This is a genomic window from Thauera sp. SDU_THAU2, from assembly GCF_038260575.1.
In the GTDB taxonomy this organism is placed as follows: domain Bacteria; phylum Pseudomonadota; class Gammaproteobacteria; order Burkholderiales; family Rhodocyclaceae; genus Thauera.
The window spans coordinates 400,541-420,617 of record NZ_JBBWUN010000003.1; the positions used below are offsets into that span (position 1 = coordinate 400,541).

The 20,077-nt window shown below is 66.5% G+C and carries 19 protein-coding genes, 1 pseudogene and 1 riboswitch; of the genes and pseudogenes, 6 read left to right on the forward strand and 14 right to left on the reverse strand.

The window, feature by feature from the left end; genetic code table 11:
- Window positions 1–148 precede the first annotated feature (148 nt).
- Window positions 149–1,036 carry a bifunctional hydroxymethylpyrimidine kinase/phosphomethylpyrimidine kinase gene (thiD, locus tag AAFL97_RS02920; RefSeq protein WP_341643639.1) on the reverse strand — a complete coding sequence of 296 codons (888 nt, stop codon included), beginning with the start codon at window positions 1,034–1,036 and terminating at the stop codon, window positions 149–151.
- A riboswitch (TPP riboswitch) is annotated at window positions 1,029–1,124 on the reverse strand. (Overlaps the previous gene by 8 nt.)
- 96 nt (window positions 1,125–1,220) lie before the next feature.
- Here thiD and AAFL97_RS02925 point away from each other — a divergent pair.
- The 4 genes and pseudogenes from AAFL97_RS02925 to AAFL97_RS02940 all read left to right on the forward strand — a co-directional run bounded on the left by AAFL97_RS02925 (window position 1,221) and on the right by AAFL97_RS02940 (window position 5,265).
- Window positions 1,221–2,801, forward strand: coding sequence for a surface-adhesin E family protein (locus tag AAFL97_RS02925; protein ID WP_341643640.1), 1,581 nt, complete (start codon window positions 1,221–1,223; stop codon window positions 2,799–2,801).
- 152 nt (window positions 2,802–2,953) lie between these two features.
- Window positions 2,954–3,606: pseudogene (locus AAFL97_RS02930) on the forward strand (protein-L-isoaspartate O-methyltransferase family protein).
- Between the two features lie 7 nt (window positions 3,607–3,613).
- Window positions 3,614–3,937 carry a rhodanese-like domain-containing protein gene (locus AAFL97_RS02935; protein WP_341643641.1) on the forward strand — a complete coding sequence of 108 codons (324 nt, stop codon included), beginning with the start codon at window positions 3,614–3,616 and terminating at the stop codon, window positions 3,935–3,937.
- A gap of 26 nt (window positions 3,938–3,963) precedes the next feature.
- The gene (locus AAFL97_RS02940) at window positions 3,964–5,265 is read left to right on the forward strand and encodes a TolC family outer membrane protein (protein WP_341643642.1); all 1,302 of its coding nucleotides are present in this window, start codon (window positions 3,964–3,966) and stop codon (window positions 5,263–5,265) included.
- Between the two features lie 9 nt (window positions 5,266–5,274).
- On the opposite strand, the gene waaA is transcribed toward AAFL97_RS02940, so the two are convergent.
- Window positions 5,275–6,534 (reverse strand): lipid IV(A) 3-deoxy-D-manno-octulosonic acid transferase, encoded by a 1,260-nt coding sequence (waaA, locus tag AAFL97_RS02945; protein ID WP_341647083.1) that lies wholly within the window; start codon window positions 6,532–6,534, stop codon window positions 5,275–5,277.
- A gap of 133 nt (window positions 6,535–6,667) precedes the next feature.
- Between waaA and AAFL97_RS02950 the strand changes: the two genes are divergently transcribed.
- Entirely contained in the window at window positions 6,668–7,675 is a 1,008-nt protein-coding gene (locus AAFL97_RS02950) for an NAD-dependent epimerase (protein ID WP_341643643.1), read from the forward strand.
- A gap of 62 nt (window positions 7,676–7,737) precedes the next feature.
- On the opposite strand, the gene argB is transcribed toward AAFL97_RS02950, so the two are convergent.
- Together argB and AAFL97_RS02960 are read right to left on the reverse strand one after the other, a co-directional pair.
- The gene (argB, locus tag AAFL97_RS02955) at window positions 7,738–8,640 is read right to left on the reverse strand and encodes an acetylglutamate kinase (protein WP_263460921.1); all 903 of its coding nucleotides are present in this window, start codon (window positions 8,638–8,640) and stop codon (window positions 7,738–7,740) included.
- A gap of 150 nt (window positions 8,641–8,790) precedes the next feature.
- On the reverse strand, window positions 8,791–9,228 hold the full coding sequence (locus AAFL97_RS02960) for an Hsp20/alpha crystallin family protein (protein ID WP_341643644.1): 438 nt from the start codon (window positions 9,226–9,228) through the stop codon (window positions 8,791–8,793).
- 156 nt (window positions 9,229–9,384) lie between these two features.
- Here AAFL97_RS02960 and AAFL97_RS02965 point away from each other — a divergent pair, with 156 nt between their 5' ends.
- The gene (locus tag AAFL97_RS02965; RefSeq protein ID WP_341643645.1) at window positions 9,385–9,609 is read left to right on the forward strand and encodes a cysteine-rich CWC family protein; all 225 of its coding nucleotides are present in this window, start codon (window positions 9,385–9,387) and stop codon (window positions 9,607–9,609) included.
- A gap of 80 nt (window positions 9,610–9,689) precedes the next feature.
- Here AAFL97_RS02965 and AAFL97_RS02970 read toward each other — a convergent pair whose 3' ends face one another.
- The 10 genes from AAFL97_RS02970 to AAFL97_RS03015 form a co-directional block, all read right to left on the reverse strand.
- On the reverse strand, window positions 9,690–10,007 hold the full coding sequence (locus tag AAFL97_RS02970; RefSeq protein ID WP_341643646.1) for a barstar family protein: 318 nt from the start codon (window positions 10,005–10,007) through the stop codon (window positions 9,690–9,692).
- Between the two features lie 41 nt (window positions 10,008–10,048).
- Entirely contained in the window at window positions 10,049–10,408 is a 360-nt protein-coding gene (locus AAFL97_RS02975) for a ribonuclease domain-containing protein (RefSeq protein WP_341643647.1), read from the reverse strand.
- 9 nt (window positions 10,409–10,417) lie between these two features.
- Complete coding sequence (locus AAFL97_RS02980) at window positions 10,418–12,067, reverse strand: response regulator (protein WP_341643648.1); 1,650 nt, start codon at window positions 12,065–12,067, stop codon at window positions 10,418–10,420.
- A 162-nt stretch (window positions 12,068–12,229) separates the two neighbouring features.
- Window positions 12,230–14,029 carry an aspartate--tRNA ligase gene (gene aspS, locus AAFL97_RS02985; protein ID WP_341643649.1) on the reverse strand — a complete coding sequence of 600 codons (1,800 nt, stop codon included), beginning with the start codon at window positions 14,027–14,029 and terminating at the stop codon, window positions 12,230–12,232.
- Between the two features lie 65 nt (window positions 14,030–14,094).
- A complete protein-coding gene (locus tag AAFL97_RS02990; RefSeq protein ID WP_263460928.1) occupies window positions 14,095–14,718 on the reverse strand; it encodes a DUF502 domain-containing protein in 624 nt (207 codons plus the stop codon).
- Window positions 14,719–14,847: 129 nt separating this feature from the next.
- Entirely contained in the window at window positions 14,848–15,117 is a 270-nt protein-coding gene (locus AAFL97_RS02995; protein WP_341643650.1) for an FmdB family zinc ribbon protein, read from the reverse strand.
- 144 nt (window positions 15,118–15,261) lie between these two features.
- Window positions 15,262–16,113, reverse strand: a complete 852-nt coding sequence (locus tag AAFL97_RS03000; protein WP_341643651.1) for a prepilin peptidase — start codon at window positions 16,111–16,113, stop codon at window positions 15,262–15,264.
- A gap of 7 nt (window positions 16,114–16,120) precedes the next feature.
- Window positions 16,121–17,350, reverse strand: a complete 1,230-nt coding sequence (locus AAFL97_RS03005) for a type II secretion system F family protein (RefSeq protein ID WP_341643652.1) — start codon at window positions 17,348–17,350, stop codon at window positions 16,121–16,123.
- Between the two features lie 13 nt (window positions 17,351–17,363).
- A complete protein-coding gene (pilB, locus tag AAFL97_RS03010) occupies window positions 17,364–19,082 on the reverse strand; it encodes a type IV-A pilus assembly ATPase PilB (protein ID WP_341643653.1) in 1,719 nt (572 codons plus the stop codon).
- Between the two features lie 110 nt (window positions 19,083–19,192).
- The gene (locus AAFL97_RS03015; RefSeq protein WP_341643654.1) at window positions 19,193–20,026 is read right to left on the reverse strand and encodes a cytochrome C assembly family protein; all 834 of its coding nucleotides are present in this window, start codon (window positions 20,024–20,026) and stop codon (window positions 19,193–19,195) included.
- Window positions 20,027–20,077 lie beyond the last annotated feature (51 nt).

Below are 20,077 nucleotides of genomic sequence, written 5' to 3' on the forward strand. Positions count from 1 at the left end.
CTGTCTCCGTGTTGGGTGTTTGAATCGTGTACGGCGGGATGGAACTGGGAAAAGGCTGCACCGCCAGCGCGGAATGCGGAGATAGGGTGGTGCGGCGGGGAGGGTGCGAGGCGCTGCGGACCTGCTCGGTGCGGGGCGCCGGAGGGGTTCAGTCCGAACCGTTCCGTACGCGCCACAGCGCGTGGAAGTGATGGACCGGTCCATGGCCGCTGCCTACCGCCAGCTGGTCTGCATGCGCGATCGCATTCACCAGCCATTGGCGCGCATGGCGTACCGCTGCTTCGACCGGGCGGAAGTCGCCCGCCGTCTGGGGCAGCAGCGCGGCGATGGCCGAGCTCAGCGTGCAGCCGGTACCGTGGGTGTTGCGGGTGTCGATGCGCCGGGCGGGCAGTTCGACCATGCGGTCGCCGTCGAACAGCAGGTCGGTCAACTCGTTGCCCGGCAGATGGCCGCCCTTCAGCAGCACCCAGCGTTCGGACGACTGCGGCAGCAGTTCGCGCAGGCGCTCGGCGGCGCGGTACATTTCCTTGACCGATTCCGGGGCGCGCTGCTCGAGCAGCACGCCGGCTTCGGGCAGGTTGGGGGTGATCATGAAAGCCTGCGGGAAAAGCGCCTCGCGCATCATCGCGATCGCGCTTTTTGCCAGCAGGCTGTCGCCGCTCTTGGCGACCATGACCGGGTCGAGCACGACCCTGGCGGCCTGCCAGTGGGCGAGGCGGTCGGCAACGGTGGCGGTGACTTCGGCGCTGCCGAGCATGCCGATCTTGGTGGCGTGCAAACGCACGTCGGCGAACAGGGTGTCGATCTGCAGGCGCAGGAAATCGGTCGGCGGCACATGCACGCCGGTCACGGCCTGCGTATTCTGCGCGGTCAGAGCCGCGACCACGCCGCAGCCGAAAGCGCCGAGCGCGGAGAAGGTCTTGATGTCGGCGAAGACGCCTGCGCCGCCTGACGGATCGATGCCGGCGATCGAGACGACGTTCGGAATGTGGGATGTGCCGCTGGCCGCAGCCGCGGATGATGCAGATGAGTTCATGAGTCCGTTTCCCTACGCCGGTGCGAGCCGGATCAGGTTCCAAGGGTGTATCTCAGCCCATTCGCCATGGGCACCCCCAACGAGAGCGGCAGACGATACTGCATGTGCTCTCGTGTGGCAAGGGTCTCAAGATTTCGCTGGCGGGGTCGTTTAGGATCGTACCGATCCGAATCCGGCTGTTTCGATGAAACCGTTCCGTCCGCTTCTCCTCGCCATGCTGGTCGCCATGCCCTTGCAGGACGCGCTTGCCGCCGACTGGCAACTGGTGCTGAGCGACCGCAGCCGGCGCGTCGAAATCGATCGCGCCAGCATCTTCTCGTCCGACCGCGGCACCAAGGTGTCGTGGGGCAGGGTGGTGCTGGGCAGGGCGGAAGCGGCTGCTTCCGGCTACGCCACGATCAAGGCGCTGAATCGCTATGACTGCCAGAACCGGACTTTCGCCACCGTCAAGCGCGTTTATCTGGACATCGACGACAACATCGTGCGCGAGGAGCCGGTCGCCGATGCGCAGCCACTGCAGGTGACGCCGGGGTCGGTGGATGAACGGATGTGGCGCGAGGTATGCGGCCCGCCATCCGCCGCCGACATCCAGAAAGTGGCGGGCGAGATCCAGAAGCTGGCCGGGAAGGCCGTGCCGCAGGCAATCGCCGTCAAGCCTGCCGAGCGGTTGCAGCCTGTCGAAGCGTCTGCCCGTCCCGGCCCGATCGAGGCGGGCGACGTTTCAGCGCAGCCGCTCCGTGCGACGGATACGCAGCCAGCGCCGGCGTCGATCGTGCCGGGCCTGCCCGGCGTCAAACCGGCCAGGCCCGATGCGCAAGCGATGGTGCGGGAGGCGCCCGAAGCCCCGGAGGCTGCGCCGCAGCGCCCGGCCGGGCGGCCTGAACCCGTAGCGGCCGTGCAGAAACCGAAGCCGAGTGCTGCGCGCAAAGCGTCCGCGGGCGAGGCGGCCAGGCCACGCGCCACGCCGCCGGCCCGGTCGCCAGGGGGAAGCGGGCAGCCGCAAGCGCTTGCGGCGAAGCCAGTGGGCGAGGCGGCAAAGGCCGATCCGCTGGAGGCGCTGCTGCAGGCCCAGCGCAGCGGACCGGCAGGGCCGGGCTGGAGTTACGAGGGTGAGACCGGCCCCGACGCCTGGGGGCGGCTGCGGCCCGACTGGCGCACCTGCAGCGAGGGCCAGCGCCAGTCGCCGATCGATCTGCGCGAAGGTCTGGCGGTCGATCTGGCCCCGGTCAAGTTTCATTACCATGCCAGCGGTTTCCGCATCAGCGATACCGGCAACACGCTGCAGGTCGATGTCGGCGGCGGCATGGGCATGGAGGTGCGGGGCGTCCGCTACGAGCTCGAGCGCTTCACGCTTCACCGCCCCTCGCAGGAGCGCATCGGCGGCATGGCCTACGACATGGCGATGTACCTCGAGCATCGCAGCGCCGGCGGCGACATCGCGATGCTGGCCGTGCAACTGACGGTCGGCACGGAGCCCAACGCGCTGCTGCAGACGCTGTGGAACAACCTGCCGCTCGATCGCGGCCGCGAGTACGTGCCCGATGCGGCCATCGACCTGGCCACTTTCGTGCCGGCCGATCCGGCTCATTTCCTTTACCTGGGCTCGCTGCCGACGCCGCCCTGCACCGAGGACGTGGTGTGGGTGGTGATGAAGACGCCGGTGGAGATGAGCGCCGATCAGCTCGCCCTCTTCAGCCGCCTGTACGCGCGTAATACGCGGCCGATCCAGCCGACCAACGGCCGCCTGGTGCTCGAGTCGCGCTGAATCCGCGTGCCTGGCGTTCGCGGCTGCGCTTCCCGCGCTTTGCCCGCGATCCATTCCCGTCGCAAGGCATCAACTGCGTTAGAATGACGCGGTTTTGCCACGATGGACGGCGTACCGAGTCGGCGTCCGCCTATTTTCGCCGGGAGCACTTGATGAACTTCGAAAAAGCACGCTTCAACATGGTCGAGCAGCAGATCCGCCCCTGGGAGGTGCTGGATCAGGACGTGCTCGATCTCCTGATGACGGTCAAGCGTGAGGAATTCGTGCCGGCGGAGGCGCGCGCGCTGGCATTCGCCGACGTCGAGATCCCGATCGGCTGTGGCCAGGTGATGCTGAAGCCGGTCATCGAAGGCAAGGTGCTGCAGGCGCTGCAAGCGTCGAAATCCGACTCCGCGCTCGAGATCGGCACCGGTTCCGGCTTTTCGCCGCGCTGCTGGCCGCGCGCTGCGAATGGGTGCGGACGATGGAAATCGAGCCCGAGCTGGTCAAGCTCGCCTCCGCCAACCTGGAGCGCAATGGCGTCGAGAACGTCATCGTCGCCCAGGGCGACGGCATCGACGGCTGGCCCGAGCGCGCGCCGTACGACGTGATCGTCGTTTCGGGCGGCGTGCAAGAGGTGCCGCAGGCGCTGCTGGAGCAGCTCAAGGTCGGCGGCCGCCTGTTCGCCTTCGTCGGCGAGGCACCGGTGATGAAGGCCCGCCTGATCACCTGCGAGGCCGAAGGGCGTTTCCGCAGCGAAGACATCTTCGAAACCGTCGTGCCGATGCTGCAGAACGCAGCGCGCCGCGACAGCTTCAGCTTCTGAGCCGCCCATGCAGCAGATCGGTCCGCGCGACCTGGCCGAGCGCCTGAGCGATGCCTCCCGGGAAGCGCCATTGCTGCTCGACGTGCGCGAGCCCTGGGAGTTCGAACTGTGCCGCATCGACGGTTCGGTGCCGATGCCGATGGGCAGCGTGCCTGCGCGCCTTGCCGAACTGGATCGCGACCGCGAGACGGTCGTGATCTGCCACCACGGCGGGCGCAGCGCTCAGGTGTGCATGTTCCTCGAGCACCAGGGCTTCACCAGGGTCATCAACCTGGCGAGTGGCGTTGCCGGCTGGGCGGCACAGGTGGATCCGGGCATGCCGCAATACTGAGCGGTAGCCTGTCTCCGGAGGCTCGAGTGAATCGCATCCTGGCAATCTGTCTGTCCACACTGTTTTCAGGCAGTGCCCTGGCGGCCGATCTGATGCAGGTGTACCAGGAGGCGCTGGCGAACGACGCCAAGTTCTCCGCCGCCCGTGCGCAGTTCGAGGCCGGGCAGGAGAAGGTGGCGCAGGGCCGCGCCGGCCTGCTGCCGCAGATCGGCCTGAATGCCGATGCAAGCTGGAACGACAACGAGATCGAGGCCCGCGCCGGCAGGACGTCCGGCGACTACGACCGGCGCGGCTACGGCGTCCAGCTCAGCCAGCCCTTGTTCCGCTGGCAGAACTGGGTGCAGTTCAAGCAGGGCGAGCTGCAGACCGCGCTTGCCGGCGCCCAGTTCGATGCGCAGCGGCAGGAGCTGGTGCTGCGCGTCGCCGAAGCCTATTTCGACGTGCTCAACGCCCAGGATGCGGTGGACGCGGTGAGCCAGCTGCGCACCGCGGCGGGTGAGCAGCTGGAACTGGCCAGGACCAGCTTCGAAGTCGGTACGGTGACGATCACCGACGTGCACGAGGCACAGTCGCGCTTCGATCTCGCCTCGGCGCAGGAAATCGCGGCGCAGAACCAGCTCGAAGTGGCGCGCCAGGTGCTGGCGCAGATCATCGGCAGGCAGCCCGACATGCTCGCCGGTCTGCGTGAAGGCGTCGCGCTGCAGCGGCCGCAGCCGGACAGCATCGCCGATTGGGTGAATGCCGCCGAGGCGGGCAACCTGGGCGTGCAGGCGCAGCAACTGGTGCGCGAGATCGCCGCGCGCGAAGTCGAGCATGCCCGGGCCGGGCATCTGCCCACGGTGGATCTGATCGCCTCGCATGGCGTGATCCACCGGCCGCAACTGGCGACCGATCGCAATGAAAGCACGACCATCGGCGTGCAGTTGAACATGCCGCTGTATGCGGGTGGGCGCGTGTCTTCGGTGACGCGCGAGGCGGCGGCGCTGCGCATGAAGGCCGATGCCGACCTGGAGGACGCCCGCCGCACGGCAGCCCTGGCCGCCCGCCAGTCCTGGCTCGGGCTCACCAGCGGCATGGCCGAGGTGAGGGCGCTGGAGGCCGCCAGGATTTCGTCGGCGTCGGCGCTCGAGGCCAACAAGCTCGGCTATGAAGTCGGCGTGCGCATCAACATCGACGTGCTGAACGCCCAGACCCAGTTGGCCGATACGCTGCAGCGCTTGTCGCGGGCGCGTTACGATACGCTGCTGGCGCAGTTGCGGCTGAAGGCGGCGGCGGGCACGCTGGGCGAGGACGACGTCCGCGCCATCAACGCCCTGCTGGCGCCCTGAACGCCGGCTTCAGGCTTTCAATCCTTCGAGCATTTCCAGCGTGCGCGCGGTCGCACCGCGGTCGGCTGCGGCGAAGGCCTTGCCGGCGGCGATCATGACATGGCGCGATGCTTCGTCGTCCAGCAGTGCAAGCCCGATGCGGATGCCGTCCTCCGCATCGGTGGCGCGCCGCGCCGCACCCGCGCAGATCGCCTGTTCGGCGGCAGCGGCGAAGTTGAAAGTGTGCGGGCCGACGACGACAGGGGTGCCCACGGCGCAGGCCTCGATCAGGTTCTGGCCGCCGAAGGGCAGCCAACTGCCGCCGATCAGCGCCACGTCGGCCGCTGCGTAGTAGACGAACATCTCGCCCATCGAATCGCCCAGCCAGACGCGGGTGTCGCCGTCGACCGGGACATCGTCCGAACGCCGCTGCAGCTTCAGGCCGCGGCGGGCCGCCAGCCGTGCCGCTTCGTCGAAGCGCTGCGGGTGGCGCGGCACGAGCGCGAGCAGCACTTCCGGCGGGGCAAGGCGGGCGAAGGCCTCGAGCAGCAGTTCTTCTTCGCCGTCGCGGGTGCTGGCGGCGAGCAGCACGGGCCGCTGGCCGATGCGGCTGCGGAAAAGACTTGCGCGGGTGTCGATATCCTCGGGTGGGGTGATGTCGAACTTGATGTTGCCGGTGACCAGCACGCGGCGGGCGCCGAGTGCGGACAGGCGTGCCGCATCGGCCGCGGTCTGGGCGCCGATCGCGCTCAGCGCGCCCATCGTCAGCGCGCTCAGTGCCGGCAGGCGGGCATAGCGCTTCGCCGAGCGTTCCGAAAGCCGGGCGTTGGCGAGCATCACCGGGATCTTGCGCCGCCGGCAGGCGGCCAGCAGGTTGGGCCACAGCTCGGTTTCCATGATCACGCCGAACTGGGGGCGGAAGTGGCGCAGGAAGGCGTGCGCGAAGCAGCCGAGGTCGTAAGGCAGGTAGCAGCGCAGCACGCGTGTATTGCCGCTGAACAGGCTCTGCGAGGTTTCGCGTCCGGTCGGCGTCATGTGGGTGAGCAGGATGCTGTGCTCCGGCCAGCGCTGCAGCAGCGCCTTGACCAGCGGCTCGGCGGCACGGGTCTCGCCGACCGACACCGCGTGCACCCAGATGACCCGGGTCGGCGCACGCACCGCGTAGCGGCCGAAGCGTTCGCCGAGGTGCCTGAGATAGCCCGGCTGGCGCCGCCCGCGCCAGACGAGGCGCAACAGCACGAGAGGCAGGGCAAGAATCCACAGCAGCGTATAGGGGAAGCGGGTCAGCATCGAGTCGGGTGATGAATCGGTCACGCAAGTATAAGCAAGGATGGCGGCAGCAGTGTTTCAATGGCACGGCATGTCACGGCGGCATGCGATAATTAGAGTCCTTCGGATTTCCTGCCTTTTTTCTGAGAGCCCCATGAAAGTTCTTGTCACTGGTGCCGCCGGCTTCATCGGCATGCATGCCTCCCTGCGTCTGCTCGAGCGTGGCGACGAAGTCGTCGGCCTCGACAATCTCAATGATTACTACGACCCGACGCTGAAGGAGGCACGTCTCGCCCGCCTGACGCCGCATGCGGGTTTCCGCTTCATCAAGATGGACGTGGCCGACCGCGCCGGCATGGAGCGGCTGTTCGCCGAGGAAAAGTTCGACCGCGTGATCCATCTCGCCGCCCAGGCCGGCGTGCGCTATTCGCTGCAGAACCCCCATGCCTACATCGACAGCAATGTCGTCGGCTTCATGAACATCCTCGAAGGCTGCCGCCATTCCAAGGTGCAGCACCTGGTCTATGCGTCGAGTTCCAGCGTCTATGGCGGCAACACCAGGATGCCGTTCTCCGAGGCCGACAGCGTCGACCATCCGGTCAGCATCTACGCCGCGACCAAGAAGGCCAACGAGCTGATGGCTCACACCTACAGCCATCTGTACGGCCTGCCGACCACCGGTCTGCGCTTCTTCACCGTCTATGGTCCGTGGGGCCGGCCGGACATGGCGCTGTTCCTGTTCACCAAGGCGATTCTCGAAGGCCGGCCGATCGACGTCTTCAACCACGGCAAGATGAGGCGTGACTTCACCTTCGTCGATGACATCGTCGAAGGCGTGATCCGCACGCTGGATCATACTGCCGAGCCGGACCCCGCGTTCGATTCGGACAATCCCCATCCGGGCCGCGGCAAGGCGCCGTTCCGGGTGTTCAACATCGGCAACAACAACCCGGTGGAACTGATGGGCTTCGTCGAGGCCATCGAAGAGGCGCTGGGCACGACGGCGCAGAAGAACTTCATGCCGCTGCAGGACGGCGACGTGCCGGCCACCTATGCCGACACCGATGCGCTGAACGAGTGGACCGGCTTCGCACCGGCCACCAGCGTCAAGGACGGGGTGGGGCGCTTCGTCGCCTGGTACCGCGACTACTATCGCGTCTGAGCTTCACTCCGGACGACGAAGGCCCGCCCCGCGCTTGCCGCGGGGCGGGCTTTTCTTTGCGCTTACTTGCTCTTGATCATCGTGCCGACGCCGTGGTCGGTGAGAATCTCGAGCAGCAGGCAGTGTTCGACGCGGCCGTCGATGATATGCACCGACTTCACGCCGTTGCGCGCCGCGTCCAGCGCCGAGCCGATCTTGGGCAGCATGCCGCCGGACAGGGTGCCGTCGGCGACCAGTTCGTCGATCTCGCGCGGCGTCAGGCCGGTCAGCAGCTTGCCGCTCTTGTCGAGCACGCCCGGCGTGTTGGTCAGCAGCACCAGCTTCTCAGCCTTCAGGATCTCGGCCAGCTTGCCGGCGACCACGTCGGCGTTGATGTTGTAGGTCTCGCCTTCTTCGCCGACGCCGATCGGTGCGATCACCGGGATGAAATCGCCCTTGTCGAGGAAGGAGATCAGGCTCGGATCGATGCTGGTGATCTCGCCGACCTGGCCGACGTCGACCAGGTCGCCCGCCGGGGCGTCGAGTTTCTGCATCAGCAGCTTCTTGGCGCGGATGAAGCTGGCGTCCTTGCCGGTCAGGCCCACGGCCTTGCCGCCGGCCTGGTTGATCAGGTTGACGATTTCCTTGTTCACCTGGCCGCCCAGCACCATCTCGACCACTTCCATGGTCTCGGCGTCGGTGACGCGCATGCCCTGGATGAACTCGCCCTTCTTGCCGACGCGGGCCAGCAGGTTCTCGATCTGCGGACCGCCGCCGTGCACCACGACAGGATTGAGGCCGACGAGCTTCAGCAGCACGACGTCGCGGGCGAAGCAGTCCTTCAGCTTCGGATCCGTCATCGCGTTGCCGCCGTATTTGATGACGATGGTCTTGTCGAAGAAGCGCTTGATGTAGGGCAGGGCTTCGGCAAGGATTTCGGCCTTGCGGGCCGGGCTGACGGTGTCGGCGGCGCGGGTATCGGTCATGGGGCGTCCTCGGTTGCAGTGGGAACGAAAACATCCAGTTTACTGTGCCGCCCGTGGTTTGGCGCGGGCTGTTGCAGGAATGGCAGCAGGCCCGCCACTCCCGCTCCGTGAGGGCGTGACGGGCCTGCAGTTGCGGGCTCGTGCCCGGCTTCAGTCGATGCTCAGCCGCTTGGCCTGGGCTTCGGCCTTCTTCGGCAGCGACAGTTCGAGGACGCCGTCGCTGAACCTGGCGGACGCCTTCTCCTCGTCGATTTCCTGGCCGAGCTGGAAGCTGCGCGACACCTTGCCGAAATAGCGCTCGGTGCGCAGGACTTTTTCGCCTTCCTTGACTTCCTTCTCCTGCTTGCGTTCGGCAGTGATCGATACCACCGGGCCGTCGATGTGGACGTGGATGTCCTCCTTCTTCATGCCGGGCAGTTCGGCATGGACTTCGTAACCACTGCTGGTTTCCTTGACGTCGACACGCATCTGGGGTGCTTCGCCACCGGCGCTGGCGAGTGCGCCGCCACCGAAATCCACCGGGCGGACGAAGAAGCCGCGGAAGAAATCTTCCAGCGGATCGACACGGCGGGTCAGATTGTTGCTCATCGCTTGCTCTCCTTCTGCTTGAGTTGGCCGGCAGTCTCTCCGGCCTCGATACGAATATGGGAGCGGGTGGACATGATTCAAGAGGGAGATCCAGGGGGATGCGTGGACTCCGGTCTATCATGCGGGCCACGATTGACGAAGAGAGGCTCGAGCTTCATGGAGCGCGTTGTGAATGTGGCACCGCCGGGCAATGTCTGTCCGCGCTGTGGGGCCGTTTTCAGCTGTGGGATGCGGGCCGGCGAGGAAGTGTGCTGGTGTGTCGCCTTTCCGCCGGCTTTTGCGGTGCCGGCGGTGGAGACCGTGCCGGACACCGGGGCGTGCTACTGCCCGGCCTGTCTGGCCGAACTCGTCGCCGCCAAGGAGCGGACAGCGGCTGGCTAGATGTGGCCGGCGAGGTGTTGCCGGCTCAGGCGCGACCGGTCGATACGGCCGGCTAGGCGCGGCCGGCTAGGTGCGGCCGCTCAGGCCTCAGGATCGTTGCTTCGCCCATCTTCCTCGATGGCGACGCTGAGCGGTGTGGTGGTGCCGGACCAGTAGGCGATGCTGTCGTCTAGGATCTCGAGCAGGGTGGCGTGGCTTTCCGGGTCGGCCGTCTGCAGCTCGGCCTGCCCGGCCAGCACGAGATGGCGGGGTGACGCCGGCAGCCATGACAGGTCGCAGAGCAGGTCGGCAAGCGCATCCCAGTTGTGCCCGAACCAGGCGGGAAAGTGCAGCGCTGCGGCGAAGCGGTCGAGCAGTTCGGCCTTGCCGGTGCAGCCGGCGAGGTCGATCCGCAGCATGAGCGGATCCGCGGCGGACGGCGCGGAGGGACGGCTCGGCGTCATGGGCGCGGTTCCACCTGGCGGAAGCTCCGGTAGTGGTCCGGAGTGTAGTAGAAGATTTCCGGCGGCTTGCCGCCGGCGACGATCCGGCGTGCGCCGCGGTCGCGTGCGCCGGGGGTGGGCACCGTGTATTCGCGGTACCAGCCGCGGGGCTTCAAGGGCAGCAGCTTTTCGCGGTTCTGGAACACCGTGCCGTCCTTGCGGTAGGGGAAAGGCCCGCCCTGCTGGATCAGGGCGATGGTCTCGAAGGCTTCGGGGGGAATGCCGGCGTGCGCGCCCTTGTCGGGCGAGGTGGGCGTGCAGCCCGCGAGGGCGAGCAGGGCGAGAGCGCTCAGGCGGAGCAGCAGGGTGCGCATCATGGCTGGGCGTCAGGAGGAGCGGATGACCCGCGTCATGACTTTTTCCGGCCGGATGCCGTAGCGCTTGATCAGGTCGTGCATGAAGCCGGTGATCGCCGTCAGGCGCGGGTTGGCCGGCGACAGGCGCTGGGCGCGCTGGATGAAGCCGTGGGCCTGGGTGGCGAAGGCGTCGTTCCAGCCGCGGTGCTCGATATGGCGCAACAGCGCCAGCGCGGCGTTGAACAGCACATGCGGATTGCCCGGCAGCTTGCGCGCGGCGCTCATCATCTCGCTCACGGCGCCGTCGAAATCGCCCGCGCGGGCCTTCTCGGCGCCGGTGGTGACGAGCGTCTTGACTTCGGCCTGCACGCGGGCTTCGATCTCCCGGGACAACGGCCCGAGTCCGCGGGTGTCGAGCACGGCGCGGGTGGTTTCGATGGTGCGTTCGTCGGCCGAGCTGCGCAGCAGATCGGCGGCGAGTTCGCTGGCCTGTTCCTGCATGTCCTGTTCGAAGCAGGTCTTGATCAGGTCCTGGCGCAGTTCGACCGAAAGCTCGCGGATCGTGCCGCCGGCCAGCATCGCGGCCTTGAGCGCCTGCTGCGCACCGGCGCGATCCTGCTTGTGGGCATGGATGAGCGCATTGCATACCGCCTTGCACACTTCGCCTTTCGGCTGCCGTCCCATGTTGCGGTCGAGGTCCGCGATCGTCTCCTGCACGTCGCCGATCTTGTCCTGGGCAAGCTGGGCCTGGACGAGACGGACGTGGTCTTCGGGGTCGCGGAACGCCGAGTATTTCCCCTTGCCGACGACTTCCGCAAGCGCGGCTTCGGCGCCGGCGGGGTTTCCGATGGCCAGCGACAGAGTACCGAGGCGGCGCAGGCGGGCCATGCGATACGGGGATTTTTCCGCCGCGGTGGCGAGCGTGGCACAGGCTTCGTGCGGGCGCCCGGTCTCCTCCTGGATGCGGGCGAGCAGCTCGTAGGCCGCGATGAAGCGGTCGTGGCCGGCGAGCAGGTCGACGAGGATGCTTTCCGCTTCGACATGGCGCTTCTTCAGCACGAGGATGCGCGCAAGCCCCAGTTCGGCCCATGGAATGCTGCGCGAACCGAGGATCTCGTGATGCAGCGCTTCGGCTTCGTCGAGCTGGCCGATGCCGACGTGCAACTGCGCCTGCAGCCGCATCAGATCGGTCAGGTACTGGGGGTTCTCGTCGCGGGCGATGCGGCAGTATTCGATCGCACCGATCGGGTCGCCGAGGCGCATCAGCTGCCAGGCGGGCAGGAAGACATCGCGCTTCTGGAAGGCGCGCAGCAGGCGCACGCGCAGCGTCTCGGCATTGAGCGGCTTGAGGATGTAGTCGTTCGGCGTCAGTTCGCAGGCGCTGGTGACGCGCTCGTTGTTGCGTTCGGCGGTGATCATGACGAACACCGTGTCGGGCGGGAGGATGCCGTGGGCGTGGAGGTCCTCCAGCAGGTGCTGACCGTCCTGGCCTTCGCCGAGGTTGTACTCGCACAGGATCAGGTCGTAGCGCTGCTCGCGCAGCTGCTTGATCGCCGCAGTGGCGGATACCGCGTAGTGGGCGGTTTCGATCCCGATGGATGCCAGCATCGTGCGCAGCTGCGTGCGCATGGTGGGTTGGCTTTCGACGACGAGAACTTCGAGCTCGCTCGGAAGAAGCATCTGTATTGGCGCCAAATGCACGCGGTGCGTGCCTCAGGCGAAGATTACGTCATCCCGGGCGAAATCTGAAACGGCGCGGGCTTCACGGCCTTTCATCCATCGTCGTGAAAGGCCGTGAAGCCCGCGCTGGTGGCAGGTGCCGGGTGGGCCGGCGCTTGTCGCTCAGCTCTTGCCGATCTCGACCTGGGTTTCGAGCTTCTGCCGCAGGCGGATGTGCAGTTCGCGCAACTGCTTCTCGTCCACCTCGCCCGGGGCGTCGGTCAGCAGGCACTGGGCGCGCTGGGTCTTGGGGAAGGCGATGACGTCGCGGATGGATTCGGCGCCGGTCATCATCGTGACGATGCGGTCGAGGCCGAAGGCCAGGCCACCGTGCGGCGGCGCGCCGTACTTCAGTGCGTCGAGCAGGAAGCCGAACTTGGTCTGCTGCTCCTCGGGGCCGATGTTAAGCGCCTCGAACACCTTGGCCTGCACGTCGGCGCGGTGGATACGCACCGAGCCGCCGCCGATTTCCCAGCCGTTCAACGCCAGGTCGTAGGCCTTGGCCAGGCATTCGCCCGGGTTGCTGGTCAGCAGTTCCAGGTGTTCGTCCTTCGGGCTGGTGAAGGGGTGGTGGCAGGCCGTCCAGCGCTTGTCGTCCTCGTCGTACTCGAACATCGGGAAGTCGACCACCCACAGCGGGCACCAGGCCTGGCCGGTGACGTAGCCCTTTTCATGGCCGAGCCTGGTGCGCAGCGCACCCATGGCGTCGTTGACGACCTTGGTCTTGTCGGCGCCGAAGAAGATCAGGTCGCCCGACTGCGCGCCGGTGCGTTCGAGAATGGTGCGCAGCGCGGTTTCGTGGAGGTTCTTGACGATCGGCGACTGCAGGCCTTGTTCGTTGGGCTGCGAAGCGTCATTGACCTTGATGTAGGCCAAGCCCTTGGCGCCGTAGATGCCGACGAACTTGGTGTATTCGTCGATCTCGCCGCGCGTCAGGCTGGCGCCGCCCGGCACGCGCATCGCCGCGACGCGGCCGCCGGAGCTGGCAGGGCCGCTGAAGACCTTGAAAGCGACGTCCTGTACCGCGTCGGTGACGTCGGTGAGTTCGAGCGTAACGCGCAGATCGGGCTTGTCCGAGCCGTAGCGGCGCATCGCTTCGGCGTAGCTCATGCGCGGGAAGGGCGCGGGCAGCTCGACCTCGAGCGCTTCCTTGAATACGAAGCGGATCATTTCCTCGACCAGCGCGGTGATCTCGGTTTCGTTCAGGAAGGAGGTCTCGAGGTCGACCTGGGTGAACTCGGGCTGGCGGTCGGCGCGCAGATCCTCGTCGCGGAAGCACTTGACGATCTGGTAGTAGCGGTCGTAGCCGGCGACCATCAGCAACTGCTTGAACAGCTGCGGCGACTGCGGCAGGGCGAAGAACTGGCCCGGATGCACGCGCGAGGGCACCAGGTAGTCGCGCGCGCCTTCGGGAGTGCTCTTGGTCAGCATCGGCGTTTCGACGTCGATGAAGCCGGCGGCGTCGAGGAAGCGGCGGAAGGCCATCGTCGTCTTGTAGCGCAGCATCAGGTTCTTCTGCATCTGCGGACGGCGCAGGTCGATGACGCGGTTGGTCAGGCGCACCGTCTCGGACAGGTTCTCGTCGTCGACCTGGAAGGGCGGCGTGGCGGCGCTGTTGAGCACCTCGATGCCATGACAGAGGATCTCGATCTCGCCCGAGGTCAGGTTGGCGTTCTCGGTGCCGGCCGGGCGGCGGCGCACCTTGCCGCTCATCTTCAGCACGAACTCGCTGCGCACCGATTCGGCGGTCCTGAACATCTCGGCGCGGTCGGGATCGCACACCACCTGCACCAGGCCTTCGCGGTCGCGCAGGTCGATGAAGATGACACCGCCGTGGTCGCGGCGGCGGTGCACCCAGCCGCAGATGGTGACGGTCTGGTCGAGGTCGGCGGCAGTGACTTTGCCGCAGTAGTGAGTTCGCATGGATGGGTTCCGGCTGGTCTTGATGGCGGCGCAGGGCGCCGCAAGGAGGTCTGAAAGAAAAGGTGTTATTCGTTGAGCAGGGCTGCCTGCTCCGGCAGGCGTGAGGGCGGGGCGACGACGCCCATCGAGATGATGTACTTGAGCGCCTCGTCGACGCTCATGTCGAGCTCGATGACGTCTTCCTTCGGCATCATCAGGAAGAAGCCCGAAGTCGGGTTCGGCGTCGTTGGCACGTAGATGCTGACGTAGTCACCCTGCAGGTGCCTGGCCGCATCGCCGCCGGGCTGGCCGGTGAGAAAGGCGATCGTCCACGAACCCCGGCGCGGGTACTGCACCAGCAGCGCCTTGCGGAAGGCCTGGCCGCTGCTGGAGAACAGCGTGTCCGACACCTGCTTGACGCCGTAGTAGATCGACTTCACCACCGGAATGCGGGCGAGCAGGGCTTCCCACACCTGGACGAGCTTCTGGCCGAGCACGTTGGCGGCGATCAGCCCGGTGAGGAACACCACCAGCAGGCTCATCAGCATGCCGACGCCCGGAATGTCGAAGCCCAGCCATGCCCGGGGCTGGGCGCCGTTGGGCAGCCACAGCAGAATCTGGTCGAGCGTGCCGATGATCCAGGCGAGCACCATGAAGGTGATCACCAATGGAATCCAGATCAGCAGGCCGGTGATGAAGTATTTCTTCACGGAGTCTCTTTGCAAGGGGCGCCCGGCGCAAGCCGGCCGGGTAGGGTCCTGCCTGGCGCAGCCCGGTCCGGCACGCTCCGGCCAGGCGAGGCCGAACGTGGCCCGGCCCGGCCTGGAACGGCCCGGCGTTCAGTGGCAGCCGCAGCCGCCCCCGGAGCAGCTGTGGGCGGCAGGCGCGCTGCTGCCGGTGCCGCTCGACGTGCTGCTGCTGGTGCTGCCGCTCTTGAAGTCGGTCGCGTACCAGCCGCTGCCCTTCAACTGGAAACCGGCGGCCGACAGCAGCTTGGCATAGTTGGCGGCGCCGCAGGAAGGGCAGGTGGAGAGCGGGTCGTCGCTCATTTTCTGGAGGTGTTCCTTCTGGAAACCGCAATCCGGGCAACGATATTCATAGATGGGCATGACAGGCTCCCGAAAACAAGTGCGCAAGTCTAACGCAATGCAGCATAAGGAAAAAGTCGAAGTCCGCGGCAGCGGAGCAAGGCGGCAGATGGGGGCGGGCGGCGGGAGTTTCAAGAATGGGCGGGCGCTGCCGCCTGCGTCGGGCTACAGCACGGCGAGGTAGCGGGAGCTCAGGGCTTCGCCCCAGAACAGTGCGATCACGCCTGCCGCGGCGAGATAGGGGCCGAATGGGATCGGGATGTCGCGGCCGCGGCGGGCGACGACGATCAGCGTGATGCCGATCAGCGCGCCGACCAGCGACGAGAACAGGATCGTCAATGGCAGCGCCTGCCAGCCCAGCCAGGCGCCGATCGCCGCCAGCAGCTTGAAATCGCCGTAGCCCATGCCTTCCTTGCCGGTCAGCAGCTTGAAGGCCCAATAGACCGACCACAGCGCGAGATAGCCGGCCATCGCGCCGACGACCGCGCTCGGCAGATCGGTGAAGGTATGGCCCAGATTGAACAGCAGGCCGAGCCACAGCAGCGGCAGCGTCAGTTCATCGGGAAGCAGCTGGGTGTCGAGGTCGATGAAGGCAAGTGCCATCATCGCCCAGATGAAGAGCAGGGCGCCGAGCGCAGCGAGGCCGAAGCCGAAATGCCAGGCGGCATAGGCCGACAGGACGGCGGTGAAGGCCTCGACGATCGGGTAGCGCTTGCTGATGCCGGCACCGCAGTGGCGGCAGCGGCCGCGCAGCGCCAGATAGCTGACGATCGGAATGTTCTCGAAAGCGCCGATCAGGTGGCCGCAATGCGGGCAGCGCGAGCGCGGCGTGGCGAGGTTGAAGCGCTCGGCCGCCGGCGCCGGTTCGCCGCGCAGTTCCGCCGCCTGGGCATGCCATTCGCGTTCCATCATCCTGGGCAGGCGATGGATCACCACATTGAGGAAGCTGCCGACGAACAGCCCCAGCAGGGCTCCCAGGACGGTGAAGACGGCAGGGTCGCGCAGCGCTTCCAGCATGGAACGCTCAGACGATGGAGCCGAGCTTGAAGATCGGCAGGTACATCGCGACCACCAGGCCGCCGATCACGGTGCCGAGGAAGACCATGATGATCGGTTCGAGCAGTTGCGAAAGGCCTGCGACGGCCTCGTCGACCTCCTGCTCGAAGAAATCGGCGACCTTGCCCAGCATGGCGTCGAGCTGGCCGGACTCCTCGCCGATCGACACCATCTGCACCACCATGGTCGGGAACACGTCCGAGCTCTGCATCGCCACGGTGAGGCTGGTGCCGGTGCTGACCTCGTTCTGGATCTCGCGCGTCGCCGTCAGGTAAACGTGGTTGCCCGAGGCACCGCCCACCGAGTCGAGCGCTTCCACCAGCGGCACGCCGGCGGCAAACATGGTCGACAGCGTCCGCGTCCAGCGTGCCACGGTGGCCTTGCGGATGATCGCACCGACGACCGGCAGCTTGAGCACCATGCGGTCGACCGCGATCTGCATCGCCGGCGAGCGCTTGTAGAGCCAGCTGATGACGGCGATGGCGAGGATCGGAATGCCGAGGACGATGTACCAGAAGTCGACGAAGAAGTCGGACATCGCGATCACGATCATCGTCGGCGCCGGAAGGTCGGCGCCGAAGCCGGCAAAGACGCTCTTGAATTCGGGGATGACGAACAGCATCATCACCGAGATGACCAGCGCGGCCACCACCATGACGGCGATCGGGTAGAACAGCGCGGACTTGATCTTGCCCTTGATGGCGAGGATCTTTTCCTTGTAGGTGGCGATGCGGTCGAGCAGGCTGTCGAGGATGCCGGCCTGTTCGCCCGCGCTGACGAGGTTGCAGAACAGCCTGTCGAAATGCACCGGATGTCTGGAGAAGGCCTGCGACAGGCTGGAGCCGGTCTCGACGTCGGTGCGGACGTCGTTGAGCAGGCGCGCCAGCGCCGGGTTGCCCGACCCCTTGATGCCGATGTCGAAGGCCTGCAGCAGCGGCACGCCGGATTTCATCATCGTCGCCAGCTGGCGGGTGAACAGCGCGATGTCCTTGTCGGAGATCTTGCCGCCCCGCGACATCTTCTGCTGCTTGACCTTGGTGACCAGGATGCCCTGCCGGCGCAGCATGGCGCGAACGAGGGCATCGCCGTTGCTGCGGATCTCGCCGCGGATGATCTTGCCGGTCTTGTCCTTGCCTTCCCAGTTGTAGAGATGCTCTTTCGGCTCCGTCTGACGCGCTGCCCGGCTTGCGGTTGCCATAACTTCCTTTGCCTTATTCGTTGGTCGTGGCCAGCACTTCTTCGAGCGAGGTGACACCCTGCCTGACCTTGAGCAGGCCGGACCTGCGCAGGTCGCGCACGCCTTCGCGCTCGGCCTGTGCGGCGATGTCCATCGAATTCCCGCCCGTCATGATGATATGGGCAATCTCCTCGCTGATGGGCATGACCTGGTAGATGCCAACCCGTCCCTTGTAACCGCTGCCCTTGCAGCGCTCGCAGCCCACTGGTCCATAGGGTTGCCAGCTGCCGTCGAGGTCTTCCACCGTGAAGCCGGCTTCCAGCATCGCTTCGAGCGGTATGTCGGCCGGTTTCTTGCAGGAGCATAACCGCCGCGCCAGGCGCTGCGCCGTGATCAGGATCACTGAAGAGGCGATATTGAACGGCGCCACGCCCATGTTCTTGAGGCGCTCGAGCGTGGTCGGGGCGTCGTTGGTGTGCAGCGTGGAGAGCACCAGGTGGCCGGTCTGCGCGGCCTTGACCGAGATCTCGGCGGTTTCGAGGTCGCGGATTTCGCCGACCATGATCACGTCCGGATCCTGGCGCAGGAAGGCGCGCAGGGAGGCGGCGAAAGTCAGTCCGGCCTTCTCGTTGACGTTGACCTGGTTGATGCCGGGCAGGTTGATTTCCGCCGGGTCTTCCGCGGTCGAGATGTTGACGCCCGCCTTGTTCAGCAGGTTGAGGCAGGTGTACAGCGATACGGTCTTGCCGGAGCCCGTCGGGCCGGTGACGAGGATCATGCCGTAGGGGCGTTCGATGGCGCTGAGCAGGGCCTGGCGCTGGTCCGGCTCGTAGCCGAGGGCGTCGATGCCCAGCATCGCCGAGCTCGGGTCGAGGATGCGCATCACGATCTTCTCGCCGTGCAGGGTCGGCAGCGTCGACACGCGGAAATCGATGGCCTTGTTCTTGGACAGCACCAGCTTCATGCGTCCATCCTGCGGAATGCGCTTCTCGGAGATGTCCAGGCGGGAGATGACCTTGATGCGGGCGGCGATCTTCTCTTTCAGCACCAGCGGCGGCTGGGCGATCTCGCGCAGCGTGCCGTCGGTGCGCACGCGGATGCGGTAGTACTTCTCGTAAGGTTCGAAATGGACGTCGGACGCGCCTTCGTTGATCGCGTCGATCAGCACTTTCTGGATGAAGCGGACGACCGGCGCGTCGTCGACGTCGTTGCTGCTCTCTTCTTCCGCCTGTGTTTCGCCCGGCGCCTCCTGGTTCAGGAGGTCCATGTCGAAATCGTCGCCGGTGAGCTCTCTCAAGGTTTCCGAAGCGGATTCCGACAATCCGTCCACCACGCGCTTGAGCTTGTCGGCTTCGGCGACCACCAGATCGAGCTGCATGCCGGTCTGGAAGCGGATCTCGTCCAGCGCACGCATGCTGGACGGATCGGCAAGGGCGAGCGTGATGCGGTTCTGGCGCTTGGCCAGGGCCACGACCTGATGCTTCTGCATCAGCTTGCGGTCGACCGCGTCGGTCGAGAACATCGCCTTATCGAAAGCGGCGATGTCGATCAGCGGATAGCCGAAGGTGTCGGCGGCGAAGCGGGCCATCGCCGCGGCGGACAGCAGGCCGCGCTGCGCGACTTCGAGCATGAAGGCGTTGGCGCCTTCGGCGCTCCGTGGAGTACAGGCGATCGCGTCGGCTTCGGAAACGCGTCCGTGCTGAACGAGGGCCCGAGCGAAGCCGCTCAGGGCTGGTTGAGGATTTGCCGCCATGCCGTGCCCTGGATTGAATTGCGGTCGATGTTGCATCCCGGCTCAGGCCTTGTAAAGGCTTCGATACGGCAGCCCCATGCCTGCCGTCACGGGCACTGGCGGAGCCGGGTTCAGCCCGCCCGCTGCAGCACCACTTCGATGACGAAGCGGCTGCCGACGTAGGCGAGCATCAGTGCGACGAAGCCGGCCAGGGTCCAGCGCAACGCGGTCCGGCCGCGCCAGCCCCATAGCTGGCGGCCGAGCAGGAGTCCGCCGAACAGCAGCCAGGAGACGAAGGCGAAGACCGTCTTGTGGTCGACCCGGAAGGCCTGGCCGAACAGGGACTCCGAGAACATCACGCCAGTGATGAGCGTCAGCGTGAGCAGCACGAAGGCGATCGAGATCAGCCGGAACAGCAGCGCTTCCATCGTCAGCAGCGGCGGCAGGCCCGCCAGCAGCCGGCTGAAGCGGGCATTGTGCAGCTGGCGCCCGGCGATCGACATCAGCATCGCGTGCAGCGCGGCCAGGGTGAACAGGCTGTAGGCCAGCATGGCGATGACGAAATGGGCGCGGAACGCGGGCGAGGCCGCGTTGGCGAGAACGTGCTCGCCCGGAAAGATCAGCGGCACGATGCTCGCCACCACGCCGGCCGGCATGATCACGGTATGCAGGCCGTCCAGCCGGGTATAGAGTGTCTCGACCCAGTAGAAGCAGACTGCCAGCCAGACCATCAGCGACATCGCCACGCCGAAGCCGAAGCGCATCTGCCCGTCCGGGAAGATCGCCGTGTGCAGGGCTGCGCCGTGCGCGATCAGCGTCAGCAGCAGGAACAGGCGCTCGCGCAACGACATGCACGACTGGCCTTTCGCTGCGGGCGCGCGTGCGGCGGTGTAGCTGCGCCAGTACGCGATGCCGACGCCGGCGTAAAGCGAGGCGGGAATCAGATGAAGTAGAATTGAGCGCATAGCAGGACATCAGTTTACTCCAAGTCACCCCCGGACGAAGGCTTCTCGCAC

Coding starts and splice junctions, on each gene's coding strand:
- AAFL97_RS02995 (WP_341643650.1), bottom strand. CDS start 15,117: ATGCCCATCTATGAATATCGTTGCCCGGATTGCGGTTTCCAGAAGGAA.
- AAFL97_RS02960 (WP_341643644.1), bottom strand. CDS start 9,228: ATGAGCAACAATCTGACCCGCCGTGTCGATCCGCTGGAAGATTTCTTC.
- AAFL97_RS02980 (WP_341643648.1), bottom strand. CDS start 12,067: ATGCTTCTTCCGAGCGAGCTCGAAGTTCTCGTCGTCGAAAGCCAACCC.
- AAFL97_RS03000 (WP_341643651.1), bottom strand. CDS start 16,113: ATGCTGGAAGCGCTGCGCGACCCTGCCGTCTTCACCGTCCTGGGAGCC.
- AAFL97_RS02935 (WP_341643641.1), top strand. CDS start 3,614: ATGCAGCAGATCGGTCCGCGCGACCTGGCCGAGCGCCTGAGCGATGCC.
- AAFL97_RS02965 (WP_341643645.1), top strand. CDS start 9,385: ATGGAGCGCGTTGTGAATGTGGCACCGCCGGGCAATGTCTGTCCGCGC.
- AAFL97_RS03005 (WP_341643652.1), bottom strand. CDS start 17,350: ATGGCAACCGCAAGCCGGGCAGCGCGTCAGACGGAGCCGAAAGAGCAT.
- aspS (WP_341643649.1), bottom strand. CDS start 14,029: ATGCGAACTCACTACTGCGGCAAAGTCACTGCCGCCGACCTCGACCAG.
- argB (WP_263460921.1), bottom strand. CDS start 8,640: ATGACCGATACCCGCGCCGCCGACACCGTCAGCCCGGCCCGCAAGGCC.
- pilB (WP_341643653.1), bottom strand. CDS start 19,082: ATGGCGGCAAATCCTCAACCAGCCCTGAGCGGCTTCGCTCGGGCCCTC.
- AAFL97_RS02950 (WP_341643643.1), top strand. CDS start 6,668: ATGAAAGTTCTTGTCACTGGTGCCGCCGGCTTCATCGGCATGCATGCC.
- AAFL97_RS02970 (WP_341643646.1), bottom strand. CDS start 10,007: ATGCTGCGGATCGACCTCGCCGGCTGCACCGGCAAGGCCGAACTGCTC.
- AAFL97_RS03015 (WP_341643654.1), bottom strand. CDS start 20,026: ATGCGCTCAATTCTACTTCATCTGATTCCCGCCTCGCTTTACGCCGGC.
- thiD (WP_341643639.1), bottom strand. CDS start 1,036: ATGAACTCATCTGCATCATCCGCGGCTGCGGCCAGCGGCACATCCCAC.
- AAFL97_RS02975 (WP_341643647.1), bottom strand. CDS start 10,408: ATGATGCGCACCCTGCTGCTCCGCCTGAGCGCTCTCGCCCTGCTCGCC.
- AAFL97_RS02925 (WP_341643640.1), top strand. CDS start 1,221: ATGAAACCGTTCCGTCCGCTTCTCCTCGCCATGCTGGTCGCCATGCCC.
- waaA (WP_341647083.1), bottom strand. CDS start 6,534: ATGCTGACCCGCTTCCCCTATACGCTGCTGTGGATTCTTGCCCTGCCT.